This window comes from Pedobacter sp. GR22-10 (assembly GCF_026239715.1).
In the GTDB taxonomy this organism is placed as follows: domain Bacteria; phylum Bacteroidota; class Bacteroidia; order Sphingobacteriales; family Sphingobacteriaceae; genus Pedobacter.
On sequence record NZ_JAPIVR010000005.1, the window covers coordinates 175,288 to 189,618 of the forward strand.

Here is a 14,331-nt window from a genome sequence, read left to right on the forward strand (position 1 = left end):
AATGAAAAATATATTGAACCCTTCAAAACAATTAGATAAAAACCCTAGCGGGCACTTCCTTTATGACTTTTGTATTGTAAGAACCCCAACTTTTCCTATAGAACGTGCTATTAAGTTGAATAACGATTTATCCATGTATGAAAAGATGGAGGATCAGACTATAGCAAGGGAGATGTTAAAAGAACATTTTTCTAACAGAGAATTCGTTAAGGCACTTTTTTTTGCCTCAGAAGAGGTTTATGGGCTTATGTTAAGCTGGTTGGAGGGGAAAGAACTAGACAAGAAAAAAACGGATAAGCTTATGTTGACTCTACATAAATATTATTCAAGAATGTGTACGCGAAGTACTCCTTATGGCTTGTTTGCAGCGTGTAGTTATTCCACTATCTCCGAAAAAAGCACGATAATGGATTTCACTGATGCAATTCCAAGGCAAATTAACCGGTTTAGCATGGATTTCATAAACGATTTTGTAAGTGGAATATGGAAATTTCAAGATATAAGAAAAAAAATGATTTTCTATACCAATACATCTCTATATGAAGCAGGTGAAAAGTATATTTATACAGAGGCAAAGTCAAACAAATCCTCTGTTGGTTATGCACTCAGCGCAATAAAAAAAACGGCATTTACTGAAAACATAATTAAAATATCCCAAAATGGAGCCAGCTATCAAGATATCGTTTCATGTTTAACGCCTAGTGGCGCCACTGTTGAACAAATAGATTTTTTTATTGAGGATCTTCTAAAAGAACAAGTTTTGGTAAGTGAGTTCCTGCCAAAAGTGACTCATCCGGGGTATGTGAATGAGATGTTAACCCGTTTAAAAGGGCTTGGCCTGTCAGCCGATATTATGATTCCACTGGAGGAGGTGGCTCATACATTTTCTAAAGACAGTCCTACAATATTGGAACTATCAGGAGCCAAAAAAACTCTGAGTGATTTAATTTCCAGAAATACCGAAGCTTTCCAAACAGATTTATTTCTCGATTCTCAAACATTGAATCTTAAAAATTCTGTTATTGAAGAAATTGCTGAAACATCATACATTCTTCAAAAAACCTGTCAAAATGCTGTCTCCAAAAATCTGGACGAATTTAAAAAGAAGTTCTCTCTGAGATATGAAGGGCGCGAGGTCCCCCTTACCGAGGCTTTAGACCCTAATATAGGTGTCGGATATGGATTGATTGTGAACGGTAATACCGAAGCAATGCCGTTGCTAAATGGAATAGTATTTAGTTCCTCAACGACAACTAATAGCAAAGAGGATTATCATCCACTCAACAAACTTGTTGCTCAAAAAGCTAAATTTTTTTTTCAAAATAAAACCCAGGTAATCAAACTAACTGATGCGGAACTAGATGAGGTAATACTTGAAAACCCTGAAGAACCATCTTTCAGATCCAGCGCTTATATATTTGGGTCAATTATTTCGGATTCACCTGAGTCTATAGACCGAGGAGAGTTTAAATTTAACATAATACAAAAACACTCACCAAAGGTTGGCAAGCTATTTACGCGGTTCGCATTTGGAGACAAGCGTATCAACGATTATGTCATAAGGATGGCTGATGATGAGCAAAAGGCAAATCCGGATGTAATACTGGCGGAAGTGGCATACCTGCCAGAACGGTCAATGGCAAATCTAGTACTAAGACCAACATTAAGAGAATATGAAATTCCTTTTTTAAGCCGATCTAATACCACCGCCGAAAATATTATCAATATTAATGACCTTTACGTTTCTATCAGAAATAACAGAGTTATACTTCGATCTAGGAAATTGCAGAAACAGGTAGTGCCACAATGCACAACTCCTTATAATTCTAAAAAAGGGCAGATAATTTATAGGTTTCTTGCTGATGTTGAAATGCAGAATTTTAAAAATAATTTTTATTGGCCTTGGGGGCAATATACCAATGAACCATTTCTTCCTCGGATAGAGTATAAAAAATTAATAGTTAGCAGGGCCCGCTGGATTATAAAAAGCAATTTGACCCGGGGATTTACAAAAGAGCAGACAACTGAATTCATAAAAGAATGGGTTGTTAAGCAGAATGTTCCAAGATACGTTAATCTTTCTTTAGGTGGAGATAATGAACTTTTTATAGACCTTTCAAACAGTTTTGGACTTCAGCACATATGCAATTACACTAAATTAGGCGATGTTTTATTGTATGAAGTTGTTCATATGCCCGAAAATTGTCCGACCAAAAGTGGCCTAGGAAGTTTTGTTAATGAAATTATTATTCCGTTAGGACAAAGAGAAAAATTCTCAAGTGTTTTAAGCAACTCAATTATTGCAAATACTGAACTAGTGCAGAGAACTTTTATTCCTGGCAGTGAATGGTTTTATTTAAGGATTTATGGAAGTAACAAAACTTTAGAAAAAATCCTAACGAACATAATATTTCCAATTTGCAATAAAGCTACAGAGGAAAAATTGATTGATAAATGGTTTTTTATTCGCTATTATGATCCAGAAGGTCATCTACGCGTGAGGCTACATAGTTCGTCTCAAAATTTAAAGTTAGGCAGTTTATTATTGGAATTCCAGCAAAAACTGCATCAATATACTGCGACTGGTGAGATCAAAAGTATTTCTATTGATACCTACGTGAGAGAAATTGAGCGATATGGAAACACGACAATAACTAATGTTGAAAGTTTATTCTTTAATGATAGTTTGGCTGTTTGCAACTTTATCCGAGAGTGCTACTCAAAAAACTTAAACATCGAGGAGGAAAGATGGAAAGCAGCAGTAGTTAGTATAGAAGTATTATTTAAAGATTTTGCTTTAACAATTTCTGAACGGCATTCCATTGTTGAGCAATTAAATGCAAGTTTTTTTAATGAGTTCTCTGGTAGAGATCCCATACAGCAAAGTAGATTAGAGCGGAATCTAAATGATAAGTTTAGAGATATGAGGCATTTGGTAACCGAGACTTTAAATGCTAATACGGAACAACAGCTTACCGAGACAATATTTTCCTCGCGTTCAGAATTAAATCGTTTAATCGTCGACCGCATAAAGCATCAATTGGGTTACGAGTCAATTACCTTATCAGAATTGCTAAAAAGTCTAATACACATGAGCCTGAACAGGATATTTCTCACCAAACAGCGAAACCATGAACTCGTTATCTACCACCTTATGTTAAAACACTATAAATCGCTCATTGCTAGAGAAAATAAACAGAATACCCAAATACTCCACAATTAATTCAAAAATGTCGAATCAATTTAAACCAATCAATCCGGACATTTTAATTGATAACATTGCCAAAAGCATATCTCTCAATCAATCTTTCATTACTAATGCAACATATGAAACAGGGAAATTAGGCACTGCACTTTTCTATTATTATTATGGAAAATATAAGCAAGATGAATCTTCCCTTGTTATAGCTAATGATTTAGTTGAAAGTACATTGTCGAATTTTTCTCTTAACCTTTTTGAAAAAGAATACGGCACAGATTCCCTTGATAATCATCTTTCCAATATTGGTCGGTTTGTGGGATTTGCAAATTCAAATGGGTTTATAGACCTAAATGTCAACTCCTATCTGGCAAATTTTGATGAAATTATGTTCCAGCTAATGAGAACAAAAATTCAGGCAGGAGATCTAGATATTAATAGTGGGGCAATAGCTTCTGGAGAATATTTTCTTTCTAGGATTATCTCCTCGAATTCTTGTCGAGAGCCATTGGAGTACATGGTTAATAACCTTGAAAAAATAGCGCTTGTAGATGAAGAGGGAGACTATTTCTGGAAAGCACCTTCATTGCATGACAGAATATATTTCGGCCTTTCACATGGGTCTGCTATGATTATAGCATTTCTTTCTAGGCTCGCTGCTTGTGGAATTCAAGTCGATTTATGTCATGAACTGATCAGGAAGTCGGTTTCGTTCGTTATTAAACATAAGCGTACACAGGATAAAGGGCTTTTTCCGATTCAGTTAAACGATAAAATAGAGTCTACACAATTCTCAATGTGCTATGGGGATCTTGGGGTAGGCTATGCTCTATTAAGAGCAGCAAAAGAGCTCAATGATGATTATCTGCAAAACGTTGCAATGGAAGTTTTAATTGATTGCACAATTAGGAATAGGTTAGATGGATTGACATTGGATGCAAGCATAACTTACGGTGCATCAGGTATTGCAGCAACTTTTGGCAAATTAAATCAACTTTCAAACCATCCCCGATTTAGTGAGAGCGAAAAATACTGGTATAGCCAAATACCACACTATGCCTTTCATGAAAATAACTATGCAGGTTTCAAAAGTCGGTTAGTCGATCCAAAACCACTTTGGAATATTTGTTTTGGCTGGGGTATTACCGGTATTGGAATTTCTATGATCAATGGACAAGATCTTAAAATGCCTAGAATAGACAAACTACTAATGATTGCTTAAAACATAGATAATATGCAAAAAGTTACAAATGTAAATTTGAAGTCATTGTCGTTATTGGAGGAAAAGTTTTCTCTATTCCCACCATCAGATCCTAAGTCAACAATGACCTATGACTATAACAAGCTTTCGGAAATACTGCAAGATAAGGAAATAAAACCATTCGATAATAATGGAGATGGAACCGAAAAAGTTTATATTCTAACCCGGGAATTTGGGCAAATTGCAGCAGAGGTAGCTCGCAACCCATCAATCGCATCATTACAAGCCTACTTTGACCTTGATAAACGCGTTGAAGAGAATCTGAATGGTAATTTTTACTTATATGCGAAGCAATGGGGTTTATCAGTTAAGGCCTTATACTTTTACAAACTGGGTGAGTTTCAGAGAGCCATTGATTATACACTAGAGTGCATTGCTTTAAATGAATATCTTATGACATGTGGTATCCACACGCTAATGCTAAGATGTGCAGAACAAAATAGAAACATATCCAGAATTTATTTTAAAAGTGGGAATTGGGATGAGGGTGCCCGCATGGCAAATTCATTACTGAGATTCCTTTTTAACAATGATACTGATGGTCTTCATGGAAAAACTTTCGTTCAACATGCCTACTGGGCCAAAACTCCCTACGTGAGAGAAGGCTATGCATATGAATGTTTTCGGGGGTTTGTTTCGCAGATGGTCGTCTTGTCCAAACTTCCAAAAGCGATCAGTCTTGACCTTTTTTCAATGATTTTCTCAAATTTGGAAATTGATGCAAATTCGATAGATAGAGTTTTCATCTATAATTGGTTGGAACTTAAGCATACTTTTCGACTTGGAGAACATGAAAAGTTTATTAACGACCTAATTGACTATTTTGACACCCCGATGAGCTTTAAATACGAAATTCTTAAGGTTGCGCTCTACGATGATCTTATAGAGGTTATTAAAAATTCAAACTATCATTTTGAAAGTAGGCTACTTGAGAAGGTTAACGATTATTTCGAAAATAAGCTACTTATGAGTAATGTCATAATTAAAGATATAGGGGCAAAGAACAATGTGACTGGCAGTTTTGAGCGAGGCAATCAGAATCCAGAAGATAAAGATACAAAATTAAAAAGTGCAATTTAATGCTGAGAAAAAGATTTCCCATCTTTATCCAGTTGGATAAAATGGATTGCGGACCGACCTGCCTTCGGATGATTGCAAAATTTTACGGAAAACATTTTTCGCTTCAAACATTAAGGCAAAGCTCTCATATCACACGAGAGGGTGTTTCTCTGAAAGGAATAAGTGAGGCTGCAACGAAAATAGGATTTAGAACGCTTGGCGCCAAGCTGACATTTGAGCAATTAGACAAAGACGCATCCTTACCCTGCATCCTGTATTGGAATCAGAAGCATTTTGTGGTGTTACCGCCTCAGGATTTTGATATTAACAAAGCAAATGCTAAAATCTTAATTGCAGATCCTAGGCACGGTTTGATTAAGGTATCGCGTGAAGTTTTTTTACGTTCATGGATTAGCACAGAGGATAATTTTGGTATAGCATTGCTCTTGGAGCCGACACAGTTGTTTTATAACGCGGATGAAGAGAAATCTCAGACTAAAGGGTTTTCATTTCTCTTCCAGTATTTGGAACCATACAAAAAATATATTCTCCAGTTGTTCGCCGGCATGTTGGCCGGAAGCATTTTGTCACTTGTTGCACCATTTTTAACACAAAGCCTTGTTGACTATGGAATAAACCAACAAAATCTAAGCTTTGTGTACTTAATTCTCTTCTGCCAAATTGGTCTGTTTTTTGGAAGTACGGCTATAGAAATGATAAGAGGTTGGTTGCTTTTACACATGAGCACCAGAATTAACATTTCCATAATATCCGACTTTCTCATAAAACTAATGAAATTGCCTATTCGTTTTTTTGATACTAAGATGGTTGGTGACATTACACAGAGAGTTTCAGATCATCGCTTAATAGAAGAATTTCTAACGGGGACATCATTAACAACACTCTTTTCTCTAGTCAATCTCATAGTATTTTCTATTGTTTTAGGTATATATAGCCTACCAATTTTGTTTGTCTTCATACTTGGATCATTATCATCGATGGTTTGGATTATATTCTTTATGCGGCGGCGTAGAGAGATTAATTATGCTCGTTTTCAAAGCATGAGCGACAATCAAAATAGCTTAATAGAAATCATTAATGGGATGCAGGATATAAAGATTAATGATAGTGAAACGACTTATCGGTGGGGGTGGGAAAGAGTGCAAGCAAAACTTTTTAAGCTTAGCATAAGAAGTTTGAGCCTCGCTCAGTATCAGACTATTGGTTCGGGTTTCTTCACGCAACTTAAGAATATACTTGCGACATTTATTGCAGCAAAAGAAGTTATCAATGGCAATATTACATTAGGCATGATGTTAAGTGTTTCCTACATAATTGGACAGATGAATTCACCAATTGAACAGCTCATCGCATTTGTAAGAAGTGCGCAAGATGCAAAGATAAGTCTGGAACGATTGAGCGAGATACATATGATGGAAAATGAAGAGAAACCAGAACAGTTGACCCCTGAATATGAGCTTGAACTGCAAAATTGCTCTGCAAATGTGGTCAAGGATAAATTCGAACCGTTCGCTGAAAAAGGTATCGTTTTGAAGAATATAAGCTTTCAATATGGTGGTCCAAGTTCACCAGTCATCCTGGATGATATCAGTATAACTATTCCGTTTGGAAAAGTAACTGCTATTGTAGGGGCAAGCGGTAGTGGTAAGACAACCCTCATGAAGCTACTCCTTAAGTTTTATTCGCCCATAAATGGAACAATTCATTTAGGTTCGTCTTCTTTAGAAAGCATTTCCCCACGTTGGTGGAGAAAAAACTGCGGTGTTGTTATGTCTGATGGATATATTTTCTCGGATACTATGGCAAAAAATATATCTGTCCAGGATGATTTTGATTGGGATAAGTTGATTCAGGCAGCAACCATGGCAAATATTAATGGCTTTATTTCCGGTCTTCCATTAGGTTACTCAACAAAAATAGGAAATACAGGCAATGGTTTGAGTTCGGGGCAGAAACAAAGAATCTTAATTGCTAGAGCAATATATAAAGAGCCTAAGTTTATATTTTTAGATGAGGCAACAAGCACGCTTGACGCCAACAATGAACGGGTTATAGTAGAAAATTTAGAACGCTTTTCACAAGATAGGACAGTAGTTGTAATTGCGCACAGGCTCAGTACGGTTAAGCACGCAGATCAAATTATTGTTATGGAAAATGGAAAAGTTGTAGAAATTGGTGATCATAATTCCCTAACCTTTCGTAAGGGCAAATACTTTGAACTTGTAAAAAATCAGCTTGAATTAGGTAGTTAAAAATATGGCAACAGATATCAAGTTTAGAAACCTCCGCGACGGTGAAATCCAGGAATTAATAGGTAGGGCTCCATCCTGGCCGATTAAGATAGGAAGCCTTGTGATTTTAATATTAGTCATCTCTTTATTGGTCGGCTCATGTTTTATTACTTTGCCTACGACTGTTAGCGGTCAGGCAATTGTTACAGGGACAAGTCCAACCGTAAGAATTTCCGCTATAAGAGACTCTCGTGTTTGTCCATTAGTAGAAAACGGAGCGGATATCAAAATAGGGGACACTATTGCATACTTTACGGACGGCGAAAAGTATCAAGACATCAAGTCTTTAGATAGCTTATTGTTAAATAATAAAGAGCCAAAACAAATACTCAATTGTTTTAGAAAAAAAAACCTGCATCTTGGGGAATTCCAGCAATATTATGTCGAGATTGCTAGGGAGCTGGGACATATTATTTCAACCCAGAACACCAGCGACCATTTTTCTAATAAAAACCTTCAAACCATTATCGAAGCTTATCACGAGAAATATAGATCATGGGAATCTGATCATTTGATTATATCTAATGCTGATGGGCAGTTAGAATCGAATGAGCTTTGGAAAACCGGTACCGGAAGAAGAAATGCAATAATATTTCTAATTATTCCAAAAATAAGCAAACTTACTTGCTATATAAAAGTTCCTGCAATAAAATCGTATTTGCTGCATTCCGGTCAGAGGGCCATGATTACTTTTAACGAGTATCCAGACCAGGAGTTTGGATATATAGATGCCGAAATTAAGAGAATTGCAACTGTTCAGAACAATGGGTTTTATGAGGGTACAGCACTGATGACAAATGGGCTTGTTACCTCAAGGCAAATTAAACTCAAACCCAAAGCAGAAATGATGGGAAGTATAAAAATAATTGTTAAGAAAGAAAATATCGCGCAACGTTTATTAGGTAAATTATTTTGAAGAGGAAAGCTAGCCGTTATTTTCTTTTCAAACCTTATAAGTTTGAACCAAGTGTAAAGTAAATGGGAAATTTTTCAATTAAAGAGTTCATGCTAAAAGAAGAACTTTCACTGAACTTCCGAAATTTTGCGACGCTATCCAAAGAAGACATCAAGACTACTTTAATTAAACACTATACACTCAAATTTATGGAGGAAGATGGATCCAACAACAAAGACGTTTAAGCTTACTAAAGCCAAACTGACCGATCAAAAAGTCCTTGATGCTTGTGGACTAGATGACCCGACCGAACTCCCCATTTCGGAGATCATTTTAAGGAGGCGTGCTTTTACGAAGAAAAACTGCTATCGAGAAAGGAAGGTGAGATTATCACATTAAAGGGGAAGTCGATAATTACTATAAATTCACAAATGGAATATGAGAGTAAGAAGCGCTTTGTTTCCGCTCACGAATTGGGGCACTTCGAAATGCATAAGGATTTATATACGATAATTTCGGACACTGATCATGATTTGCTTAGCTGGTTTCAGGGAGGCCCCCATGAAGTGGAAGCCAATGAGTTTGCGTCCGAATTCCTGATGCCTTCGACCGTTTTCTATAAGGAATGTGAAAGAAAAGTATTTGGTCCTGATCTTATAGACCATTTAGCAAAACGATTTCAGGTGAGTAAAACCGCTGTCATTCTAAAGTTCGTGAAGGCAGGAAATCATCCAATATGCATCATATTTTGTAAGGGAAATAAAATGAAATGGTTCTAGCCATCATATGACTTTAGATATTTTCTGAAGTTTCAAAGGGATTTCCTTCCACCGACAGGATCTGTTGCTTACGAATTATACACTACAAAAAAAGTGTACAGTGGCAACGAATCAAAAACAGGATATATGTAAATCAGATTGGTTGAGAATGAATGATGATGAACAAGACAATCGGTTTTATGAGTATTGCTTGTTTTCTAAGTCCTACGACTATACAATTAGTTTAATTGGGAGAAATAGGTTATAGCAAAAACAACATTTTATTAAAAGAACAAATGAAAGATGTTAAGTTGAACTTGAGGGGAATTTGACTATTTTATTTGAAACGATGTTAAAGAAATAAAAAGTAATTATGAAAAATATTAAAATCAGAACCGATGAATCAGTATCAAAAGTACCAGCACTTATTCCCTTTCAGGGTGCGCCAAAAGACCAGTTTAATCACCAGGAGCGTGTTTTAATTTAATTTGTTAATGATGATGGAGATCTTGTTGGCGAACCAGAAATAAGAGCTGTGGTAAAAACCCATGACGGCGATGAAAATAACAGTGCGTAGTACGAGGCTTTTGTACCTGCATAGGGCGCACTTCTTAATAGTTTAGGGAGCTAATATCTTACAAAATAATTTTTGAATGTTAATCAAGAGTCCGAGATCCAGATAGAATAGATGTTACAATTCTAAAAAGAAATTCTTAAATTTACAGGTAATTAAAAACCGTAACAAATATTTAACGGAATTTCTTTGCTAGCTTGTAATCGATTGATTAAGATGTAATTAGGAATGAGGAGCATCTGACTGTTAATCAGAGGGTCGCTGGTTCGAGCCCAGCAGAGGGAGCAAAGATTTTCAAGTCTGAAAATTACATAAAAACCCCATTTCTAGCTAATAGGATGGGGTTTTTTTATTTTCATAATAAGTGCCAATCATAAAAAAGATTACGATAAGCATTAGAACCATTATAATTTTACCTGAACCATCAATCAATTGAGATTTTTTTAGGGGCGGATCCTGAATAAAAAGCTCCGCCTAAAATGGGGGCATTAATTTTTATCAACTGCAACACTATAACTTGGATCTTCATAAATATTAATGTCGATGACATCACCGGCGTTGGCGAGTAAGGTACGGCAGTCTTTACTAAGGTGTTTTAAATGCAGTTTTTTGCCTTCCTTATGATAGCGTTCAGTAAGTTTGTTTAATGCTTCAATGGCAGACATATCCGCCACCCTGCTATCCTTAAAATCAATGATCACTTCTGCAGGATCATTTACTACATCAAATTTTTCAGCAAATGCAGTAACCGATCCGAAAAACAATGGGCCGTAAATTTCATAATGCTTAATGCCATAATGATCAATGTATTTTCTTGCCCTGATTCTTTTAGCACTTTCCCAGGCAAATACCAGTGCAGAAATTACGACACCAATAAGTACTGCGAGTGCGAGGTTGTGTAGCCATATCGTAATTACGGCTACTGTAATGCCAACAAAAATGTCTTGTTTGGGCATCTTGTTGATGATTCTTAAACTCATCCATTCAAAGGTTCCGATGGCAACCATAATCATCACTCCGGTGAGTGCAGCCATGGGAACGAGGCCAATAACGGGTGCACCAAATAGAATGATCAGTAGAATAGTAAGTGCTGCCACAATTCCTGAGAGACGGGCCCTTGCGCCGGCGGAAAGGTTTACCAGTGTTTGTGCAATCATTGGGCAGCCCCCCATGCCGTAGAAAAATCCATTCAGGATATTGGCAATGCCCTGTGCAATTGATTCACGGTTACCGTTACCTCTTGTACCGGTGATCTCATCTACGAGGTTAAGGGTGAGTAGGCCCTCGGTAAGGCCAACGCCTGCCATGATTACAGCATAGGGTAAGATAATCTGAAAGGTTTCCAGATTTAATGGTATATGAGGGATGTGAAAAGGTGGAAATCCGCCACTCACTGAAGCAATGTCACTCACAGTTTTAGTGTGGATGCCAAATCCTAAAACGATAAAGAAAACGACAACGATAGCTGCCAACGATGGCGGAACTGCTTTTGTAATCTTCGGAAAAAATACAACGATGGCGATGGTAAGGGCTACAAGGCCAGTCATAATTATTAACGGGCTGCCCGAAAGCCAGGTTTGTTTCCCGTTAATGATTGTTTTGAATTGCTCCAGTTGTGCCATAAATATGATGACAGCGAGGCCATTCACAAAACCATACATCACAGGTTGTGGAACAAGTCTGATAAACTTTCCCAATTTAAACAGGCCAATCATAATCTGGACAATCCCAGCGAGGGCAACAGCAGCAAAAACATATTCAATTCCATGCGACTGCATTAATGCAATCAGCACTACTACTACCGCGCCTGCACCTCCGGAAATTAATCCCGGACGGCCACCCAGAATGGAGGTTACCAATCCCATTATAAATGCCGCATATAAACCTACCAGTGGTGGAAAACCGGCCAAAATGGCAAAGGAAAGCGATTCGGGTATCATGGTCATTGCTACAGTGATACCAGCCAAAACTTCTGTTTTGTAGTTGACTTTTTGTGAAAAGTCAAAAAAACGTGTACGTAAATACATACCGTGAAAATTAATGTCAAAAAAAATAAAATAGAGATTATCGTGGCAAGAGATTAGCCAAGGTTAAAAAAAATAACTGAAAGGTTTCAGGGCTTTGTCACAGGGTGATATGAAACTTGTTGAATTTTTCTCATTTCGATTGTTGCAAAAGTATTAAAATTATAGAAACCCCTGCATATTTATTTAAATCTGTCGATCTTTATACCGCATGATTCTGGCAAGCCGGTTTGCTAAATCAGGTATGCTTAATCCCGTTTTCTGCTGTTAATCTTTCAAACAGCATAGTTTAAGTAAGCAAATGGATTTTGCGCTGTAACATGTTGCGCTGATTTTCATCCAACTATTATACCTGAAGTGATGAGAAAAAAAAATCTTTTATTATTGTTTTGCCTGGCTATTCCGTTTTTGGGGTGGAGTCAGCAAATGATTAAGCCTGAAAAGAACATTGTTGATAAAAAGTGGATCAAGAATCAAAATTACCAAATGATCTGGTCCGCAGTAAAAGATACGCTCAGGATTCCACTGGCAACGGTGGATACGCAGGTAGAAGTTCAGGGAGATAAAATTCTGGTCATAACCATTGTAAAAATGAAATCGTCAGCTTCCCCGTGGATAGATTCTACGCTTGTACGCCGCTCAGATCTTTCACCCATTTACCATTCTTCTTATAATGCGCAGCGGGAAATGGTACTGCATTTTGGCGATGAGGTGATGGGGTTTTATAAAAATATGGCAACGGGAGAAACAACTAAAATTAATGAATCCGTACATCCTGGCTATTTTGACAGTAACTTTTATCCTATGCTGATCAACTGGTTACCCTTAAAAAAGAATTTAAAAGCAGAGATTGCCATTTTCGATTACAATCCAAATGGAAAAACAGGTTTGCTTAAGGCCAATATACTGGATGTACGCGAAGGCGAATTTAACAGTAAAAAACTGGGTAAAAGGAAAATATGGGTAGTGGAAGTTTCTGATGAAATCGGAAGCACCAACGGACGAAGTATTTACCAGATTGATCAACTTACCCGGCAAATTTATAAACAAAACATTTCTGCAGGCAGCAGGATCATGGAAATGACACTGGCAGGGCATTAATGATTCACCCGATGTTTAATCCAGGAAATAGCCATCTTAAGGGGCTGTTCTGATGTTGAAAAGGCGGTGTTATGGCCTAATTCCGGGTATAATGCATATTCATAAGCCTTTCCTTTAGCTTTAAAAGTATGAAGGTTTTCTATTGATAAACCTACGGGGGCCTGAATATCTTTTCCTCCGAAAATCCAAAGACCAGGAATATTAAGCATTGCAAGTGACTGGTTAGGGTCTGTTGCTGCAAATGAATACCTGTCAGTGTCGTTCTTTATGTGATTCCGCGCATCATTTTCAGTATGCGTTTCCCAGAAATTTGAATCTCCCTGGGTATAAAACTGAAACCGTAACTGTTGAAGAGTATTAACAACTGGTCCGCTAAATAGGACCATAAAATTTACCTGGTGATTTTTTACAGCTGCCAGCGGAACAATCCATCCGGCCTGACTAAACCCCATTAAACCTACAGGTATAGGTTTAGCCGCAAGATGCGCCAGAAGGGTATTGATGGCTTCACTGGCATCTGTTGCCAGCCTGTTCAGGTTAACTGAATCAATGTTATTTGTTCCCACCTCAGGCCCTTCGTAAACCCCACCTGATTTTCCTACTCCGCGTTTATCATAAGTAAATACAGCTATACCATTTTCTGCCAGGGTAGATGCCAGCTTTATCATCCTTTTCTCTTGTCCGGATCCATGTACCAGAACTACCGCGGCATAGGGTTTTTCCGGGATGAGGAGTGTGCCTGCCAAAGTGATGGTATCACGCTTAACCTCCATGTTCTGCATAGTAAATTTAAACTGATGATGAGCATCAATCGTATTTTGCCCAAACGTTTTAGCACTCAAAAAAAGAAAGAAAAGAAACAGATATGTTTTCATCATTATTTTAAATATGAAGCAAGGTAACCATGTCAGGATTACAGAAACTTAAAATGTGATGAAACCATTTAAAAAAGTGATGACCGGGTGTCGGTCACCTGTTTTTTTGCAAATACCAAGGCCAGAGCTGTTTTAAAAATTCTACCGTTAGATTCAGACTTTCTCTTTTTTAAGTATAGATTAGATGATCATTTTGCGAATAAAACTGTATTTCGATCTGATCTGATCTTATTTTTAAATTTCTGAAGGAATGCCTTAACCGCTGTTAAGAGG

Annotated in this window: 9 protein-coding genes; 7 read left to right on the top strand and 2 right to left on the bottom strand. The window is 37.2% G+C overall.

Features of this window, described 5'->3' with window-relative positions; all coding sequences use genetic code 11:
- Window position 1 precedes the first annotated feature (1 nt).
- The 6 genes from OQX64_RS19605 to OQX64_RS19630 all read left to right on the top strand — a co-directional run bounded on the left by OQX64_RS19605 (window position 2) and on the right by OQX64_RS19630 (window position 9,505).
- Window positions 2–3,223: a lantibiotic dehydratase gene (locus tag OQX64_RS19605; protein ID WP_265820037.1), complete on the top strand. Its 3,222-nt coding sequence runs from the start codon at window positions 2–4 to the stop codon at window positions 3,221–3,223.
- Window positions 3,224–3,230: 7 nt separating this feature from the next.
- Complete coding sequence (locus OQX64_RS19610; protein ID WP_265820038.1) at window positions 3,231–4,421, top strand: lanthionine synthetase LanC family protein; 1,191 nt, start codon at window positions 3,231–3,233, stop codon at window positions 4,419–4,421.
- A 12-nt stretch (window positions 4,422–4,433) separates the two neighbouring features.
- Window positions 4,434–5,540 carry a hypothetical protein gene (locus OQX64_RS19615; RefSeq protein WP_265820039.1) on the top strand — a complete coding sequence of 369 codons (1,107 nt, stop codon included), beginning with the start codon at window positions 4,434–4,436 and terminating at the stop codon, window positions 5,538–5,540.
- Entirely contained in the window at window positions 5,540–7,792 is a 2,253-nt protein-coding gene (locus OQX64_RS19620; RefSeq protein WP_265820040.1) for a peptidase domain-containing ABC transporter, read from the top strand. Before OQX64_RS19615 ends, OQX64_RS19620 begins: the two co-directional genes overlap by 1 nt.
- 4 nt (window positions 7,793–7,796) lie before the next feature.
- Window positions 7,797–8,747, top strand: coding sequence for a hypothetical protein (locus tag OQX64_RS19625; protein ID WP_265820041.1), 951 nt, complete (start codon window positions 7,797–7,799; stop codon window positions 8,745–8,747).
- A 392-nt stretch (window positions 8,748–9,139) separates the two neighbouring features.
- Window positions 9,140–9,505 (top strand): ImmA/IrrE family metallo-endopeptidase, encoded by a 366-nt coding sequence (locus tag OQX64_RS19630; RefSeq protein WP_322974984.1) that lies wholly within the window; start codon window positions 9,140–9,142, stop codon window positions 9,503–9,505.
- 1,041 nt (window positions 9,506–10,546) lie between these two features.
- Here OQX64_RS19630 and OQX64_RS19635 read toward each other — a convergent pair.
- Window positions 10,547–12,085, bottom strand: a complete 1,539-nt coding sequence (locus OQX64_RS19635) for a SulP family inorganic anion transporter (RefSeq protein WP_265820042.1) — start codon at window positions 12,083–12,085, stop codon at window positions 10,547–10,549.
- 357 nt (window positions 12,086–12,442) lie between these two features.
- On the opposite strand from OQX64_RS19635, the gene OQX64_RS19640 reads away from it, so the two are divergent.
- A complete protein-coding gene (locus OQX64_RS19640) occupies window positions 12,443–13,183 on the top strand; it encodes a hypothetical protein (RefSeq protein WP_265820043.1) in 741 nt (246 codons plus the stop codon).
- Here the strand turns inward: OQX64_RS19640 and OQX64_RS19645 are convergent.
- Complete coding sequence (locus OQX64_RS19645; RefSeq protein WP_265820044.1) at window positions 13,180–14,061, bottom strand: alpha/beta hydrolase family protein; 882 nt, start codon at window positions 14,059–14,061, stop codon at window positions 13,180–13,182. The two genes, OQX64_RS19640 and OQX64_RS19645, sit on opposite strands and share 4 nt — an antisense overlap.
- Window positions 14,062–14,331 lie beyond the last annotated feature (270 nt).